The 17,003-nt window shown below is 67.6% G+C and carries 17 protein-coding genes; 11 read left to right on the plus strand and 6 right to left on the minus strand.

Going from position 1 to position 17,003, the window contains the following annotated elements; translation table 11 throughout:
* Positions 1-54 precede the first annotated feature (54 nt).
* From AC3WLE_RS17980 to ftsB, 9 genes are all read left to right on the plus strand, one after another.
* Positions 55-1,008 carry an alpha-E domain-containing protein gene (locus tag AC3WLE_RS17980; protein WP_010809003.1) on the plus strand — a complete coding sequence of 318 codons (954 nt, stop codon included), beginning with the start codon at positions 55-57 and terminating at the stop codon, positions 1,006-1,008.
* Between the two features lie 47 nt (positions 1,009-1,055).
* Positions 1,056-1,895, plus strand: a complete 840-nt coding sequence (locus tag AC3WLE_RS17985) for a transglutaminase family protein (protein WP_492320838.1) — start codon at positions 1,056-1,058, stop codon at positions 1,893-1,895.
* Between the two features lie 115 nt (positions 1,896-2,010).
* Positions 2,011-2,832 carry a proteasome-type protease gene (locus AC3WLE_RS17990; protein WP_492320837.1) on the plus strand — a complete coding sequence of 274 codons (822 nt, stop codon included), beginning with the start codon at positions 2,011-2,013 and terminating at the stop codon, positions 2,830-2,832.
* A 22-nt stretch (positions 2,833-2,854) separates the two neighbouring features.
* Entirely contained in the window at positions 2,855-3,661 is an 807-nt protein-coding gene (locus AC3WLE_RS17995; RefSeq protein WP_010809000.1) for an alpha/beta fold hydrolase, read from the plus strand.
* Positions 3,662-3,800: 139 nt separating this feature from the next.
* On the plus strand, positions 3,801-5,453 hold the full coding sequence (gene pyrG, locus AC3WLE_RS18000; protein ID WP_492320836.1) for a CTP synthase: 1,653 nt from the start codon (positions 3,801-3,803) through the stop codon (positions 5,451-5,453).
* A gap of 28 nt (positions 5,454-5,481) precedes the next feature.
* Positions 5,482-6,351, plus strand: coding sequence for a 3-deoxy-8-phosphooctulonate synthase (gene kdsA / locus AC3WLE_RS18005; RefSeq protein WP_035822887.1), 870 nt, complete (start codon positions 5,482-5,484; stop codon positions 6,349-6,351).
* An 82-nt stretch (positions 6,352-6,433) separates the two neighbouring features.
* The gene (locus tag AC3WLE_RS18010) at positions 6,434-6,727 is read left to right on the plus strand and encodes a DUF1330 domain-containing protein (protein ID WP_492320834.1); all 294 of its coding nucleotides are present in this window, start codon (positions 6,434-6,436) and stop codon (positions 6,725-6,727) included.
* Positions 6,728-6,815: 88 nt separating this feature from the next.
* On the plus strand, positions 6,816-8,105 hold the full coding sequence (gene eno, locus AC3WLE_RS18015; RefSeq protein WP_492320833.1) for a phosphopyruvate hydratase: 1,290 nt from the start codon (positions 6,816-6,818) through the stop codon (positions 8,103-8,105).
* A 169-nt stretch (positions 8,106-8,274) separates the two neighbouring features.
* Entirely contained in the window at positions 8,275-8,616 is a 342-nt protein-coding gene (gene ftsB, locus AC3WLE_RS18020; RefSeq protein WP_010808995.1) for a cell division protein FtsB, read from the plus strand.
* Positions 8,617-8,671: 55 nt separating this feature from the next.
* Here ftsB and AC3WLE_RS18025 read toward each other — a convergent pair whose 3' ends face one another.
* The 3 genes from AC3WLE_RS18025 to AC3WLE_RS18035 form a co-directional block, all read right to left on the minus strand.
* On the minus strand, positions 8,672-9,094 hold the full coding sequence (locus AC3WLE_RS18025) for a hypothetical protein (RefSeq protein ID WP_492320832.1): 423 nt from the start codon (positions 9,092-9,094) through the stop codon (positions 8,672-8,674).
* 104 nt (positions 9,095-9,198) lie between these two features.
* The gene (gene hslO / locus AC3WLE_RS18030) at positions 9,199-10,200 is read right to left on the minus strand and encodes an Hsp33 family molecular chaperone HslO (protein WP_492320831.1); all 1,002 of its coding nucleotides are present in this window, start codon (positions 10,198-10,200) and stop codon (positions 9,199-9,201) included.
* Between the two features lie 39 nt (positions 10,201-10,239).
* Positions 10,240-10,764 carry a gamma carbonic anhydrase family protein gene (locus tag AC3WLE_RS18035; protein WP_010808992.1) on the minus strand — a complete coding sequence of 175 codons (525 nt, stop codon included), beginning with the start codon at positions 10,762-10,764 and terminating at the stop codon, positions 10,240-10,242.
* Positions 10,765-10,901: 137 nt separating this feature from the next.
* On the opposite strand from AC3WLE_RS18035, the gene AC3WLE_RS18040 reads away from it, so the two are divergent.
* On the plus strand, positions 10,902-11,783 hold the full coding sequence (locus AC3WLE_RS18040; protein WP_492356916.1) for a ferritin-like domain-containing protein: 882 nt from the start codon (positions 10,902-10,904) through the stop codon (positions 11,781-11,783).
* Positions 11,784-11,800: 17 nt separating this feature from the next.
* Here AC3WLE_RS18040 and AC3WLE_RS18045 read toward each other — a convergent pair whose 3' ends face one another.
* A complete protein-coding gene (locus AC3WLE_RS18045; RefSeq protein ID WP_492356917.1) occupies positions 11,801-13,006 on the minus strand; it encodes an MFS transporter in 1,206 nt (401 codons plus the stop codon).
* Positions 13,007-13,046: 40 nt separating this feature from the next.
* Positions 13,047-14,249 carry a serine hydrolase domain-containing protein gene (locus AC3WLE_RS18050; protein WP_492320828.1) on the minus strand — a complete coding sequence of 401 codons (1,203 nt, stop codon included), beginning with the start codon at positions 14,247-14,249 and terminating at the stop codon, positions 13,047-13,049.
* 113 nt (positions 14,250-14,362) lie between these two features.
* Here AC3WLE_RS18050 and AC3WLE_RS18055 point away from each other — a divergent pair, with 113 nt between their 5' ends.
* A complete protein-coding gene (locus AC3WLE_RS18055; RefSeq protein ID WP_492320827.1) occupies positions 14,363-15,250 on the plus strand; it encodes a LysR family transcriptional regulator in 888 nt (295 codons plus the stop codon).
* Here AC3WLE_RS18055 and AC3WLE_RS18060 read toward each other — a convergent pair.
* Positions 15,247-16,977: an acetate--CoA ligase gene (locus AC3WLE_RS18060; protein ID WP_492340249.1), complete on the minus strand. Its 1,731-nt coding sequence runs from the start codon at positions 16,975-16,977 to the stop codon at positions 15,247-15,249. The two genes, AC3WLE_RS18055 and AC3WLE_RS18060, sit on opposite strands and share 4 nt — an antisense overlap.
* Positions 16,978-17,003: the final 26 nt, after the last annotated feature.

Below are 17,003 nucleotides of genomic sequence, written 5' to 3' on the forward strand. Positions count from 1 at the left end.
GATGACCGCCGCAACGACCGCCATGGCGACCGCCGCCACGCCAGGAGAGCCCACATGCTGAGCCGCACCGCCGACCACCTGTTCTGGATGGCCCGCTACACCGAGCGCGCGGAGAACACTGCGCGCATGCTCGACGTCAACTACCAGACCTCGCTCCTGCCGCAATCGGCCGAGGTGGCCGAGCAGGGCTGGTGGGCCATGCTCGATATCTCCGAGCTGACCGACGTCTTCGACCACAAGTACGGACTGCTGTCGCGCGACGATGTGATCGACTTCATGGTGCGCGACATGACCAACGCCTCGTCCATCATGAGCTGCCTGCGCGCGGCGCGCGAGAACGCGCGCGCGGTGCGCGGCTCGCTGACCACCGAGGTCTGGGAGACCGTCAACACCACCTGGCTGGAGGTGCAGCGCCTGATCGCCGACGGCGTGCTGAAGGAAGACCCGTCGGCGTTCTTTGAATGGGTCAAGTTCCGCTCGCACCTGGCGCGCGGGGTCCAGTTCGGCACCATGCTCAAGGACGATGCCTTCCACTTCATGCGGCTGGGCACATTCCTGGAGCGCGCCGACAACACCGCGCGGATCCTCGACGTCAAGTTCCAGGCATCGGGCAGCGACGAGAGCGATGCCAACCGCGACCAGAACGATTTCTATCACTGGGCCGCGGTGCTGCGCTCGGTATCGGGCTTCGAGGTCTACCGCAAGGTCTATCGCGCGGTCATTACGCCGCAGCGCGTGGCCGAGCTGCTGATCCTGCGGCCCGACATGCCGCGCTCGCTGGTGTCGAGCATGGACGAGGTGGTGGCCATCCTGCATACGGTGCGCAACCAGCAATCAGCGGAAACCGAGCGCCAGGCTGGTAAACTCCACGCCGACCTGAAGTACGCGCGCATCGACGATATTTTCGCGGTCGGCCTGCACGCGTACCTGACCAGCTTCCTGGAGCGCATCGGCGATCTCGGCAATGGCATCAGCCGGGACTTCCTCGTGCCGCTGCTGGCTGCCTGAAATGGGCCGCCGGCAGGCTCCATGTGCCGCCGCCGCGCCCTGATACCGTGAAATACAAGATCCACCACCATACTGTTTACCGCTACGCCGAGCCGGTGCGCCGCAGCGTGCACGAAGTGCGGCTCGAGCCGCGTTCGGGCCCGCTGCAGACGGTGCACCGCTGGCAACTGGTCGCGCCTGGCAATCCGTCGGCGGCGCGCGACGGCTTCGGCAATATCGTGCACAACTTCACGGTGGCCGGACCGACCGGCACCATCTCGATCGAAGCCAGCGGCGAGGTGGAAGTGCTGCCGCCGCATGGCGACCTCGACCGGGACGGCCACCATGCGTTCTGCGACGCTCCGCCCCCCGGCGAATCCCGGGTGTCGCCGCTGTACTTCCTCGGCAGCACGCCACTGACCTCGGCACCGCCGGAGATGCAGGCGTTTGCCGCACCGTTCCTGGCGGCCGGGCACGAGATTCCGGCGCTGCTGGCGCTGGCCCAGGGAATTGCGGAGCGGGTGCGCTACAAGCCCAACACCACCGACGTCGGCACCTCGGCGGCCGAAGCCTTCAGCCTGGGCAGCGGCGTGTGCCAGGACCAGGCGCAGGTGATGGTGGCGGCGTGCCGGGCGCTCGGTATCCCGGCACGCTATGTGAGCGGATACTTCTACGATCCGGCCGCGATCGAGATGGCCAGCCATGCCTGGGCCGACGTATGCCTGGACCCGGCGCGCGAGGTGTGGTGCAGCGTCGACATCACCCACGGCTGCCTGACCGACGAGCGTCATATACGCCTCGCGGTGGGGCGCGATTATGCGTCGGCTGCACCAGTCAGGGGCATCCTGGAAGGGGGTTCCGGCGAGACGCTTGAAGTCAATGTGAGTATCACGCCGCTTTTTACCTGATTAGGTGCCTGATTCCAGACAGGGGGCTGTGCCGCGATACCGGCGCTAGAATCCGGGGTATGCAGGCCATCGGCTGGCCACTTCCGGCCGCCGCAAAGCACACCAAAACAAGACCATGACTTACTGTGTAGCCATGCGGCTGGATGCCGGCCTGGTATTCCTGTCCGATTCCCGCACCAATGCGGGGGTAGATGCCATCTCCACGTCGCGCAAGATGACGGTGTTCGAAGAGCCCGGCGACCGCGTGATGGTGCTGATGACCGCCGGCAACCTGGCGATCAGCCAGTCGGTGCGCCAGATCCTGGCCGAGAACCATGACGAGAAGCGCTCGCTGTGGACCGCGCGCGACATGTTCGAGGCCGCTTCCATCGTCGGCGAGGCGGTGCGCCAGGTGCACAAGCGCGATGCGCATGCGCTGCGCGATGCCGGCATCGAATTCAATGTCAGCCTGATCTTCGGCGGCCAGGTGCGCGGTGAACGCGTGCGGCTGTTCAACATCTACGCGGCCGGCAATTTTGTCGAGGCCACGCCCGAGAACTGCTACTTCCAGATCGGCGAGGCCAAGTACGGCAAGCCCATCGTCGACCGCGTGGTGCACCCGTCGCTGCCGCTGGCCGAGGCGGCCAAATGCGCGCTGATCTCAATGGATTCGACGCTCAAGTCGAATATCTCGGTCGGCCTGCCGCTGGACCTGCTGGTCTATGAGGCCGATACGCTGTGCGTGACGCGCTTCGTCAACATCGACGAGCGCAACGCCTACTTCCGCATGATCCGCGACACCTGGGGGCAGCGCCTGCGCCAGGTCTTCGGCGAGATCCACAATCCCGAGTGGGATCCCGGCGCGCCCGCCGAATTCTCGCTGGCGCGTCCCGGCGAGGCCGACCGCTGGGGCCAGCCGGTGCGCGCCAAGCGCAATCCGTCGCGTACCCAGGACTGAGGGCCGGGCGAGGAAACAAGCGATGCGCGAGATCATTCATTTTTCGCATGCCAACGGCTTTCCGGTGACCACCTACCGCAAGCTGTTCGGCGAACTGGACGGCGACTTCGAATTCCGCGCCGTGGACCGCTACGGGCACAAGCCTGAATTCCCGGTGACGCGCGGCTGGCCGCACCTGGTGGAGGAGCTGCTCGGTGAGATCGACCGCCAGTACCACGAGCCGGTGTGGCTGGTGGGCCATTCGCTGGGCGGCTTCCTGTCGCTGATGGCGGCGCTGCGGCGCCCGGAGCGCGTGCGCGGCGTGGTGATGCTGGATTCGCCGATCATTGCCGGCTGGCGCGCGTCGCTGCTGAAGACCGCCCAGATGTTCGGCATGGACGAAAAGCCCGGCCCGGCGGCGGTGACCAAAAACCGGCGCACCCACTGGCCGGACGCCGAGGCGGTCTGGGAACACTTCCGCGCCAAGCCCAACTTCGCGGTGTGGGACCAGGAGGTGCTGCGCGACTACGCCATCCACGGCACCGAGCCGACCGGCAAGGACAACGAGCGGCGGCTGCGCTTTGACCGCGAGGTCGAATACTGGATCTACCGCACGCTGCCGACCAGCCTGGGGCGCAAGGTGGCGCGCGGCGCTCCGGTGCCGGTCGGCTTTGTCGCCGGCACGCGTTCGCGCGAGGTGCGCCAGTGCGGGCTGGGTGCCACCCGCAAGCTGGTCGGCCCGAACCTGCGCTTTATCGAGGGCGGCCACCTGTACCCGATGGAGCGGCCGCAGGAGACGGCGCAGCTGGTGCGCGACCTGATCGGCGCGATGCGCCGCGAGGGGCGCTGAGGCGGGGTGCGGCGCATGCGCCGCAACGCACCGGGAAAGCCTGTTGCAGCCCCGCCGAGGAGGGGTGCTGTCACAATTTCCGGGTCGGCGGGAATCGGGCTCTCATGTATAATCCCGATTTCCCCGGCAAGCTCGGTTTATGACCAAATTCGTCTTCGTCACCGGTGGCGTCGTCTCTTCTCTCGGCAAGGGCATCGCTGCTGCCTCGCTCGCGGCCATTCTTGAGTCGCGCGGCCTCAAAGTCACCCTCCTCAAGCTAGATCCCTACATCAACGTCGATCCCGGCACGATGAGCCCTTTCCAGCATGGCGAGGTGTTTGTCACGGAAGACGGTGCTGAAACCGACCTGGATCTCGGCCACTACGAGCGTTTCGTCTCGGCCAAGATGCGCAAGTCGAACAACTTCACCACCGGCCAGATCTACGAATCGGTGATCCGCAAGGAGCGCCGCGGCGAATACCTGGGCAAGACCGTGCAGGTGATCCCGCATATCACCAACGAGATCCAGGCTTTCGTCGAGAAGGGCGCCGCGGCGTCGCACGACGGCAAGGCCGACGTGGCGCTGGTCGAAATCGGCGGCACCGTGGGTGACATCGAATCGCTGCCGTTCCTGGAAGCCGCGCGCCAGATGAGCCTGCGCATGGGCCGCAACCACTGCGCCTTCGTGCACCTGACGCTGGTGCCGTTCATTGCCAGCGCCGGCGAGCTCAAGACCAAGCCGACCCAGCACTCGGTGCAGAAGCTGCGCGAAATCGGCATCTCGCCGACCGCGCTGCTGTGCCGCGCCGACCGCCCGATCCCTGACGACGAGCGCGCCAAGATTTCGCTGTTCGCCAATATCCCGCAAGACGCCGTGATTTCGGTGTGGGATGCGGACAGCATCTACAAGATCCCGCAGATGCTCAACGAGCAGGGCCTGGACCGTCTGATCTGCGAGGAGCTGCGCCTGGATCCCAAGCCGGCCGACCTGTCGATGTGGCAGAAGCTGGTCAATGCCCAGGAAAATCCCGAGCACGAGATCACCATCGGCATGGTCGGCAAGTACGTCGACCTGACCGAGTCGTACAAGTCGCTGATCGAGGCGCTGCGCCACGCCGGCATGCACACCGCCACGCGCGTCAACATCGAGTACATCGATTCCGAGGAACTGGAATCGGGCCACCTCGAAGTGCTGGCCCCCCTCGACGCCATCCTGGTGCCGGGCGGCTTCGGCAAGCGCGGCACGGAAGGCAAGATCCGCGCGATCCAGTACGCCCGCGAGAACAAGATCCCGTACCTGGGCATCTGCCTGGGCATGCAGCTGGCCGTGATCGAGTTTGCCCGCCACCTGGCCGGCATGACCGATGCCAACTCGACCGAGTTCAACCTGGAAACCGAACACCCCGTGGTCGCGCTGATCACCGAGTGGGTCGACCGCGAAGGCAAGGTCGAGCAGCGCTCGGCCGATTCCGACCTGGGCGGCACCATGCGCCTGGGCGCCCAGCGCGTGCCGGTCAAGGAAGGCACCAAGGCCGCGACGATCTACGGTGCCGAGGTCAACGAACGCCACCGTCACCGCTACGAGGTCAACAACCACTACGTGCCGACGCTGGAAAAGGCCGGCATGGTGATCTCGGCGCGCACGCCGACCGAGAACCTGCCGGAAATGATGGAGCTGCCCGAGTCGATGCACCCTTGGTTCGTCGGCGTGCAGTTCCACCCGGAATTCACCTCGACGCCGCGCGACGGCCACCCGCTGTTCAAGGCCTACGTCGAAGCCGCGCTGGCCAGCCAGCAGCGCAAGGGCGCGTAAGCCCCGGCGGCAAGCAGGAGAGACAGTCATGAAACTCTGTGGATTCGAGGCCGGCCTCGACAAGCCGTTCTTCCTGATCGCGGGTCCGTGCGTGATCGAGTCGGAGCAGATGGCGCTGGATACGGCCGGCGAGCTCAAGGCGATCACCGCTGAACTGGGCATCCCGTTCATCTACAAGTCGTCGTTCGACAAGGCCAACCGGTCTTCGGGCAAGTCGTTCCGCGGCCTGGGGATGGAGAAGGGCCTGGAGATCCTGGCGACGGTCAAGCGCGAGATCGGCGTGCCGGTGCTGACCGACATCCACGAGATCGACGAGATCAAGCCCGTCGCCGCCGTGGTCGACGTGCTGCAGACGCCGGCCTTCCTGTGCCGCCAGACCGATTTCATCCGTGCCTGCGCCCAGAGCGGCAAGCCGGTGAATATCAAGAAGGGCCAGTTCCTGGCGCCGCACGACATGAAGAACGTGATCGACAAGGCGCGCGACGCCGCGCGCGAAGCCGGTCTGCCTGACGATGTCTTCATGGCCTGCGAGCGTGGTGTCTCGTTCGGCTACAACAATCTTGTGTCCGACATGCGCTCGCTGGCGATCATGCGCGAGACCGGTGCCCCGGTGGTGTTCGACGCCACCCACTCGGTGCAGCTGCCGGGCGGCCAGGGCACCAGCTCGGGCGGCCAGCGCGAGTTCGTGCCGGTGCTGTCGCGCGCCGCCGTCGCCACCGGCATCGCGGGCCTGTTCATGGAAACGCACCCGGACCCGAGCAAGGCCATGTCCGATGGCCCCAACGCGGTGCCGCTGTCGCGCATGAAGGAACTGCTGGCCGTGCTCAAGGACCTGGACACGCTGGTCAAGCGCGCCGGCTTCCTGGAAGACAACTTCGGCTGGCCGGCCTGCGCCTGAGCCGGCCCGGTTTTGTCACCACCGCAATGCCGGTGGTGACAAACCATATCGAAAGACAATACAAAAAATCGGGAGATTCTCCATGGCCGCGGGCTTTATCATCGCCTACGTCGACGTGACCGACCCCCAGCAGTACGAGGAATACAAGGTGCTCTCGAGCAAGGCCATGCAGATCCATGGCGCCGAGGTACTCGTGCGCGGCGGCAAGACCGAGCCGCTGGAAGGCGAGTGGGCGCCGGCCCGCGTCGTGGTGCTGAAATTCCCCAGCTATGAAGCCGCCAAGTCGTTCCACGACGGCGAAGCCTATCGCGCCGCCCGCAAGGCGCGCGAGCACGCGGCAAAGATGAACATGATCGTGGTGGAAGGCGCTGCCTGAGGGTTGTCGGGCAGTTTGACATGCGCCTGACACGGGCACAGGTTGAAGTAATCAGCAGCAGCAAGAATCAACAGTCAGAGAGGAATTCATGAGTGCAATCGTAGATATCATCGGTCGCGAGGTTCTCGACTCGCGCGGCAACCCCACCGTCGAATGCGACGTGCTGCTGGAATCCGGCGTGATGGGCCGTGCGGCAGTGCCGTCGGGCGCGTCGACCGGTTCGCGCGAAGCCATCGAGCTGCGTGACGGCGACAAGAGCCGCTACCTGGGCAAGGGCGTGCTGAAGGCTGTCGAGCACATCAACACCGAAATCTCCGAAGCTATCATGGGCCTAGATGCCTCCGAGCAGGCCTTCCTGGACCGCACCCTGATCGACCTCGACGGCACCGAGAACAAGGGCCGCCTGGGCGCCAACGCCATGCTGGCCGTGTCGATGGCCGTGGCCAAGGCCGCCGCTGAAGAAGCCGGCCTGCCGCTGTACCGCTACTTCGGCGGTTCGGGCGCGATGCAGCTGCCGGTGCCGATGATGAACATCGTCAACGGCGGCGCGCACGCCAACAACAGCCTGGACATCCAGGAATTCATGGTCATGCCGGTGTCGCAGACCAGCTTCCGCGAAGCGCTGCGTTGCGGTGCCGAGATCTTCCACGCGCTGAAGAAGATCCTGGCCGACAAGGGCATGTCCACCGCGGTGGGCGACGAGGGCGGCTTCGCCCCGAACTTCTCGTCCAACGAGGAATGCCTGAACACCATCGTGCAGGCCATCGAGAAGGCCGGCTACCGCGCCGGTGAAGACGTGCTGCTGGCGCTGGACTGCGCCGCCAGCGAGTTCTACCACGAAGGCGAAGGCGTGTACCAGCTGGAGGGCGAAGGCCTGAAGCTGTCGTCGACCCAGTTCGCCGACTACCTGGCCAACCTGTGCGACAAGTTCCCGATCGTGTCGATCGAGGACGGCATGGCCGAAGGCGACTGGGACGGCTGGAAGACGCTGACCGAGAAGCTGGCCAAGCGCGTGCAGCTGGTGGGCGACGACCTGTTCGTCACCAACACCAAGATCCTGAAGGAAGGCATCGAGAAGGGCATCGGCAACTCGATCCTGATCAAGATCAACCAGATCGGCACGCTGACCGAAACCTTTGCTGCCATCGAGATGGCCAAGCGCGCCGGCTACACCGCCGTGATCTCGCACCGCTCGGGCGAAACCGAAGACAGCACCATTGCCGACATCGCCGTGGGCACCAACGCCGGCCAGATCAAGACCGGCTCGCTGTCGCGCTCGGACCGCATGGCCAAGTACAACCAGCTGCTGCGCATCGAGGAAGACCTGGGCGATATCGCCAGCTACCCGGGCAAGGGCGCGTTCTACAACCTGCGCTGACACCTTGCCCCGCCGTTCCCGCTTGCGCGGGAGCGGCAGCAAGCGGATGGAATGGCGGCGGCCAGGGATTCCCTGGCCGCCGCCGTTTTTGTATCGAAATCTGCCTGGCAATTGCCTTCTAGGCTGAGTTCGCAGATCATTGTGCGGAATTTCCTGTCCGCCATCTTTCATGCGCCTGATCTCGCTGCTGTTGTTCGTGCTGTTGCTTGCCATCCAGTACCCACTCTGGCTGGGCAAGGGCGGATGGCTGCGCGTATGGGACCTGAACCGGCAACTGACCGAGCAGGGCACCCGCAACCAGACGCTCAAGCTGCGCAACGCCAAGCTGGAAGGCGAAGTCGCCGACCTGCAGGACGGCACCGGCGCGATCGAGGAACGTGCCCGCTATGAGCTGGGCATGGTGAGGGAAGGCGAGGTCTTCGTGCAGTTTGTCGCGCCGGCGCCCAAGGTCAGCGCCACGCCGCCGTTGCCGCCGCCGGCGAATTCGGTCGCCGGAAGAGGCGGCCACTAAGGGGCGTCTTGCCTCTCGCTGTCGGTGGACTTGGATCCAGCCCGCCGCCTGCCTGTCACCACCAGCCGTACGGATAACCGCCCCAGCCCCAGCCGGGCATGCCGACGCTGACGCCGCCGCCCCAGCGGCCGCCACCCCATCCCCCGTAATACAGGTTCCAGCTGGTGTTCGGATAGCCATAAGCCGCGCGCGCGGCCGCGGCCTGCTGGTCGAGCGCGATCGCGGCGGCCTGCTCGCGCAGAATCTCCTGGTTCAGCGTGTCGAGCTTCTGCTTGTCGTCGGCCGTCAGCGGCGCTGGCGGGATGGCGTTGGGCGCCAGCCGCGCCGTGGGCGGCGAGCCGTTGGCGTCGCGCGGCAGCTCAGCGCAGCCTGTGGCCAGCAGCAGTGCGCCGGTCGCGGCGCAGGCGGCAATGGCGCGCAGCACGGCCGGCACGATGGCAGGGGATTCAGGCAGGGAGGGGGTGGCTCGGGCGGACATGGCTGTACTCAGGCTTGCTTGCGGCAGCTGGATGCTGCCATCGTACAGCCGTTGGACAGGACGGCAAGGCGGTTGTTTCCGCCGTGCCGCCCCGCGCCCGCCGCTCAGTGGTGCTGCTGCGCGCCGGCACCGGCGCCGGTGGCGACATGGGTGGCCGAGAACAGCTGGGCGCAGTCGACCGGATCGAACTCATAGCGCAGGCCGCAGAAGTCGCAGTGGATCTCCACCTGGCCGCGCTCGGCGATGATGCCTTCGATCTCTTCCTGGCCCAGCGACTGCAGCATGCCCGCCACCTTGGGGCGCGAGCAGGAGCAATGGAAATGCGGCGTCAGCGGCTCAAACACGCGCAGGCCGGCGGCCTGCAGGTCTTCCCAGAACAGGCGGCGCAGCAGGGTGTCGGGGGTCTCGGCCAGCAGTTCGTCGGCCTTGAGCGTGGCGCCCAGCTGCACGGCGCGGTCCCAGGTGTCCAGGTCCTGCGCGCGGACATGGCTGGCCAGCGGCGCGCCGGTCTCGCCGACTTCCGCGGTGCCGCCGTAGGCCGGCAGCTTCTGCAGCAGCATGCCGGCGGCGACGTGGTCGTCCGCCGCCAGCCACAGGCGCGTGTCGAGCTGCTCGGACGCCTGCATGTAGTGCTCCAGCACGGCGCTGATCGAGGCCAGCGGGCCGTGCGCGTCGGCCAGCGGCACAATGCCCTGGTACGCCTGCTGGCCCGGCAGCTTGTCCTTCGGGTCCAGCGTGATGGCAAAGCGGCCGTGGCCGTGGGCGTTGACCATCTGCGCCAGCGTGGCGTCGTCGGCGATGTGCGCGTCCTCGGCCAGCTTGGCGGTGGCGCGCATCGACAGGTCGGACAGGCATTCCACCACCAGCATGCGCACCGGGCCGTCGCCGTGCAGCTGCATCACCAGCGCCCCGTTGAACTTCAGGTTGGCCGACAGCAGCGCCGCGGCGGCCATCATCTCGCCCAGCAGCCGGCGCACCGGTGCGGGGTAGCTGTGGCGGCCCAGCACTTCTTGCCAGGTGGCTTCCATGCGCACCAGCTCGCCGCGCACGGGGGCCGCGTCGAACAGGAATTTCTGCAGGGTGTCGGGGGTGGTGGTATCGGTCACAATAATCTGTCGATGATTCGGTAGGTGCCGCCGCGGTCGTCAGCCGATCCGCTTGAGCTGTTGCTTGTACATGGCCTGCCGGGTGGCGTAGGTCTCGGCGTTGCGGTACAGGTTGGCGACGTCGGCGTCGGTCAGCTGGCGCACCACCTTGGCCGGCGCGCCCAGGATCAGAGAGCGGTCCGGGAAGACCTTGCCTTCGGTCACCACGGCACCGGCGCCGACCAGGCATTCCTTGCCGATCACGGCGCGGTTCAGGACCACGGCCTGGATCCCGATGAGCGAGCCTTCGCCCACGGTGCAGCCATGCAGCATGGCCTGGTGGCCGATCGAGACCTTGTCGCCCAGGGTCAGCGGGCAGCCCGGGTCGGTATGCAGCACCGAGCCTTCCTGGATGTTGGTGTCCTCGCCCACCACGATCGGTTCGTTGTCGCCGCGGATCACGACACCGGGCCAGGCGCTGGCGCGGGACTTGAGGGTCACGTTGCCGATGACGGTGGCTTCGGGGGCCACGTAGGCATCGCTGTCGATATTGGGCTTGACGTCGCCGAGCTGGTAAAGCGCCATGAGGTCTCCTGCACGAAAGGCTTTTGTTGAAGTGGGGGTTGCCGCCGGACTTTAAAGGGCCAGGGTGGGGGGCGGGCGCGCGGCGCCACGGCGACTGCGCGGCTTGCCCGGCAGTCGGGCACCGGCCAGGCCCTACAATGGCGGCAGACCCGGATTTTACGCTCATGCCAGAAAAAACACCCGCCGCCGCCTCGCCTGAACCGTCACTTTCGCCGCGCCAGCAGGCGCTGGTGGTGCTGTGCATGACGGATCCCCGGGAAAAGTCCATGGCGGCGCGGGCACTTTACCGCCATGTGACAACTTTGCCGGACGAGGCGCTTGCCGCCGGCGAGGCGATCCAGGCCGGTGCCGGCCAGGCCATCCCCGGCCGCCCCGCGCGGCCGCCGCTGGTGGCGCCGCAGGACGTCGAGCGGCGCCGCTCGCTGCATACCCCGGCCGGGCGCGCGGCGATGATCCATGCGCTGTGCCATATCGAGTTCAATGCCATCAACCTGGCGCTGGACGCGGCCTGGCGCTTCGCCGGCATGCCGCCCGGCTACTACCGCGACTGGCTGCGCGTGGCCGATGAAGAGGCGTACCACTTCACGCTGCTGGCCGACCACCTTGGCACGCTGGGCGCGGCCTATGGCGACTTCCCTGCCCACGACAGCCTGTGGGAGATGACCGACAAGACCGCCGGCGACGTGCTCGCGCGCATGGCGCTGGTGCCGCGCACGCTGGAGGCGCGCGGGCTCGATGCCTCGCCGCCGGTGCGCGCCAGGCTCGCCGGCGCCGGCGACCACGCCGCCGCGGCCATCATCGACATCATCCTGCGCGACGAGGTCGGCCACGTCGCCATCGGCAACCACTGGTACCGCTGGCTGTGCGCGCGGCGCGGCCTGGACCCCGTTGCCACCTACGCGCAGCTGGCCGGGCAGTACCGCGCGCCGAAGCTGCGCGGGCCGTTCAATCTCGAGGCGCGGCGCGCTGCGGGCTTCGATGAAGACGAACTGGCCTGGCTGGAGGCATCGGCCGGTTAGGCTTGCCGTCCCACACCTCAGCCGCGCGCGGGAAAGCCATGCCTGCGCGCCGACCAGACCACCAGCCAGGTTGCGGCGAGCAGGGCAGCCAGCACGGGCGGGAATGCGCCGATGCCGACGCCATCGAGCAGCATCCCGCCGATGACGCCGCCGCCGGCGATGGCAATGTTCCAGGCCGTGACCAGCATCGACTGGGCCACGTCCGCGGATTTGCCGGCGGTCTTCGCCAGCGCCGTCTGGAACAGCGTGGAAACGCCGCCGAAGCCCAGGCCCCAGATCGCGGCCGCGGCATAGACCACGGCCGGGTGCCCGCCTCCGGCCCCAAGCGCCACCACCGCAAGCCCGAACAGCAGCGTGCTGGCCAGCGTCAGCGCCCGCAGCCACCGGTCGATCAGCACGCCGGTGATCCAGATGCCGGCGAGCGAGGCCAGCCCGAACACGAACAGGACCAGGTCAAGCCGTGCCCCGGCGTTGCCGGCTCGCAGGAACGGCGCGATATAGGTGTAGAGGATGTTGTGCGCCAGCACGAAGGCGAGCGTCACGAACAGCACCGGACGCACGCCCGGCACGGTGAACACGCGCGCGATCGGCAGCCGCTGGCCGGCGGGCTGGCCGGCAAAATCCGGCACGCTGGCCAGCACCCAGGCAATCAGTCCCAGCGTCAGCACGCTGATGATGCCGAAGCACGCGCGCCAGCCCATGAGCGCACCGAGGAAGGTCCCGGATGGCACGCCCAGCGACAAGGCCAGGGGGATGCCAACCATCGCGACAGCAATGGCACGACCCTTGAGGTGATCGGGAACCATGCGCGCGGCATAGCCAGCCAGCAGCGCCCACAGCAGTCCGGCCGAGACCCCCGCAAGGAAGCGCGCCGCCATGGTCAGGACATAGTTGCCGGACCAGGCCGTCACGGCGTTGGCGACGGCAAAGCCCGCGATCGCAAGCAGCAGCAGCGGCCGTCGCCGCAGCCCTTGCGTGGCCGCCGTCAGCGGCATGGCGGCCACCAGTGAACCGAAGGCGTAGATGGTGACGAGCTGGCCGGCAAGCGGCTCGGAGATGGCAAGGCCCGCGCCGATCTGCGGCAGCAGCCCCGCCGGCAAGGCCTCGGTCAGGACGGTGATGAAGCCTGCGACGGCAAGCGCAAGCAGTGCCGGAAGCGGTAGCCGCGCAGGCTGCGCGTCCGGCTGTGCATTGTTCGCAAGCGAGTTGGTGGCTGTGGTCATGTTGGCGCCTGGATAAGGGGGTGATGTGTTGCTTGGATGGTTACGCGGCTGTGGGGGCGACACCGTAGACCGCGTCGCGCAGGTCGGTGACAAAGCGGCCGGACATGCCCTCGTACAGCGTGTTGGTGAACGCCACCACGCTCAGCCCCTGGCTGCGGTCGACGAACCAGGCGTGGCCGTAGGCGCCGCCCCAGCGCCAGGTGCCGGCAGCTTCCGGGGAGCCCGCCCGGCGCGGATCGCGCAGCACCGAGAAGCCCAGCCCGAAGCCGGTTCCCGGCGCATCGGGCAGGTCCAGGCCGCCAGTCTGGTTGCGCGCCATGTCCTCGACCAGGGCGGATGGCAGCAACGCGCCGCCGCCCTGGCGCAAGTTCTCCAGCAGGCGCAGGAAGTCGTGCGCCGTGCCCGCCATGCCCGCCCCGCCGGAGGGGAAGGCCTGCGCATTGAAGATGCGTGCGGGGCTGTAGGGAATGCCAACCGTGCCTTCGAGCACGGGCACGGTTTCGCCTTCGCGCAGGCGGTGCGGGTGCGGGCTGTCATTCACATACGGGGTCGGCACGCGGTGCGCATCGCGTGCCACGAAGCCGGTGTCGGCCATGCCCAGCGGGCCGGTCACCAGCTGGCTCACGGCCATGTCCAGCGGCGTGCCATGGACGCGCTCGATCAGTGCGCCCAGCACGTCGGTCGCGAGCGAGTAGCCCCACGCGGTACCCGGTTCGTACAGCAAGGGCACGCTGGCGATGCGCCGCAGGTTTTCCGCCAGGCTGATGGTGGTGTCGTCCATGCCGTCGGAGATGCCGGCGCGCGCATAGGGTCCGTCTTCATCGGACTCGAAGAAGCGATAGCCCAGCCCCGCGGTATGGCTGAGCAGCTGCCGCGCCGTGATACGTGCCGGTCGGCCATCGGCAAGGCGCGGGTGGAATTCAGGCAGCCAGCGGTCGATACCCTGGTCAAGCTCGAGACGGCCTTGTGCGACCAGCACCAGTGCCGCCACGGAGACGATCGGCTTGCTTACCGAAGCCAGCCGGAAGACCGCATCCATGCGCATCGGCTGTCCGCTTTCCCGATCGGCCAGGCCTGCCGCCTGCTGGTGGACCAGTTCGCCGTCACGGCTGACCAGCACGACGGCGCCGACCAGTCGCCGTTGCTCCAGCGCCTGCCGGACCACGGCGTCGATGCGCGCACTCAGGGGCGCGGGGAATGCAGGGGACACGCCCGGGGGCGGTGCAATCGTGGGGAGGGACACAGCGAATCCTTGTTCAATGAACCACCCGCTCACGATAAGGACCCGGCCATTAAAGAAAAAGTGGGCTACAGTTCCTTTTTCTCCGGAACTTTGTGTCCGCAATCGGGGGCATCATGGACAGCCTCAGTGGCTTCGCAGTGTTTGTGCAGGTGGCCGAGACCCGCAGTTTTGTCGCAGCAGGGCGCTTGCTTGGGGTGTCGGCCTCCGCCGTCGGCAAGAGCGTGGCGCGGCTGGAAGAAAGGCTCGGCGTACGGCTGTTCCACCGCAGCACGCGCAGCGTGACGCTGACCGCCGAAGGCACGCTGTTCCTGGAGCGCAGCCGCCGCGTGCTCGCCGAGATCGAAGCGGCGGAGCTGGAGCTGGCCGAAGCCACCGCGGCGCCGCGCGGCCGCCTGCGGGTGAGCCTGCCGCTGGTCAGTTCACTGGTCTTGCCCGTGCTGGGCGACTTCATGCGCGCGTATCCGGACATCGAGCTGGACCTGGATTTCACCGACCAGCTGGTCGATGTCATCGAGGAGGGCTTCGATGCGGTGGTCCGCACCGGCGAGCCCGCCGACTCGCGCCTGTCGGCGCGCAGGCTGGGTGCGTTCCAGGCGATGCTGGTGGCATCGCCCGGCTACCTCGCGCAGCGTGGCACGCCGAAGCTGCCTGCCGACCTGGCCGGGCATGCCTGCCTGCATTACCGCTTTCCCCACACCGGCAAGCTCGAGGCCTGGCCGCTGCGGCGCGCGCCGGGCGAGGCCGAGCTGGCGCTGCCGACATCGATGATCTGCAACAACATCGAGACGCGCCTGTGTTTTGCGCTGCGCGGCCTGGGTATTGCCTGCCTGCCGGATTTCGCCATCCGCGAGCAGCTCGCCGATGGCAGCCTGTGCCAGGTACTGGCTGGCCATGTGGGGCCGGCCAAGGCCTTTCACGTGCTCTGGCCGGCGAGCAGGCATCCCTCGCCCAAGGTGAGGGCGCTGGTCGATTTCCTCTGCGAGCGGGTCTTTCCTGCCTAGGCGCGCTTGCCCGCGCGCTCTTCCTCCAGCAAGCGCAGCACGCGCCGCTGGATCTTGCCGGTGGTGGTCATCGGCAGCTGGTCGATGAACTCGATCGCCTTCGGGTATTCATACGGCGCCAGCTGGCCGCGCACATGCGCCTGGAGCTCCGTGACCAGCGCCGCGTCGCCGTCGAACGAGCGCGCCACCGACGGCGTCAGCACCACGAAGGCCTTGACCACGGCGCCGCGCTCGGGGTCGGGCGAGGGCACCACGGCGCAGTTGGACACCGCCGGATGCTTGAGCAGGCAGTTCTCGATCTCGCTCGGCCCGATGCGGTAGCCCGAGGACTTGAACACATCGTCGGCACGCCCCTGGTACCACAGGTAGCCATCGGCATCGACGCGCGCCAGGTCGCCGGTGCGGCACCAGCGCAGGCCATCGCGCTCGGCGTACTTGCCCGCGGTGGCGGCCTCGTTCTTCCAGTAGCCGAGGAAGAACACCGGGTCCGGATGCCCGGCGCTGTCGGTGGCGCATACCGCGACCTCGCCGTCCTCGCCCGGCGCGCAGGGCCGGCCTTCGTCGTCGATCACCTGCACGCGGTGGCCCGGATAGGGACGCCCCATCGAGCCCGGCCGTGCCGGCCAGCCCAGCTGCTCGTCGTCGTTCTGCGCGGTGCAGTTGCCGACGATGTAGTTGATCTCGGTCTGGCCGAACATCTCGTTGACGATCACGCCCAGCGCATCGCGGCACCAGCCGAACACGGTCTCGCCCACGGCCTCGCCCGCGCTCATCAGCGCACGCAGCCTGATGTCGTAGCGCTGCCGCGGCTCGGGGCAGGCCTTCATCATCTGCTTGAGCGCGGTCGGGAACAGGAAGGTGTTGGTGACGGCGTAGCGCTCCAGCAGCTCGAAGGCGCGCTCGGCGGAGAAGCGGCCCTGGTAGCCGACGATGGGCTTGCCGAAATACAGCGCCGGCATCAGCGCATCCCACAGGCCGCCGGTCCAGGCCCAGTCGGCCGGGCTCCAGAACACGTCGTCGTCCTGCGGATACCAGTTCTGCGAGCAGACGAAGCCGGTCAGGTTGCCGATCAGCGCGCGGTGTGGAATCAGCGCGCCCTTGGGCGGGCCGGTGGTGCCGCTGGTGTAGATCAGCACCGCGGCCTCGTCGGCCTTGGTCTGCTCGGCGACAAAAGTCGGCAGCTGCGCGGCCAGCAGCACTTCCCAGTCGTGGTCGCCGCGGCCATGCGCGCCGCCGGCGGCAATCACGGTGGCCAGCGTCGGGCATTCCGGGCGCGCGGCCAGCACATTGTCGATGGAAGTCTCGTCGGCAATCGCCACGTTGGCTTCGCTGTGTGCGATACGGTAGGCCAGCGCCTCGGGCCCGAACAGCATCGACAGCGGCATGGCGATGGCGCCGAGCTGGTAGATCGCCATATGCGCGATCACGGTCTCGATCCGCTGCGGCATCACGATCGCCACGCGGTCGCCGCGTGCCACGCCCAGTGCGCGCAGCGCCGCCGACAGGCGGTTGGCTTCGGCCTGGATATGGGCAAAGGTATGCGCGTTGCGGCGGCCGTCCTCGTGCTCGGTATAGACCGCGATGCGGTCCATCGCGGCCGGGTCGCGCGCCCAGCGCCCGCAGCAGGCCTCGGCGATATTGAAATGCGGGGGGATTTCCCAGCGGAAGGATTCATACAGGGCGCGATAGTCGTCGCGCCGGCTTGCCGGCAAGGCAGCTAAGGCCATCCAAAGTCTCCGGTAGGTCCGGCTCG

Source organism: Cupriavidus sp. FW306-1B-F12B, assembly GCF_058781795.1.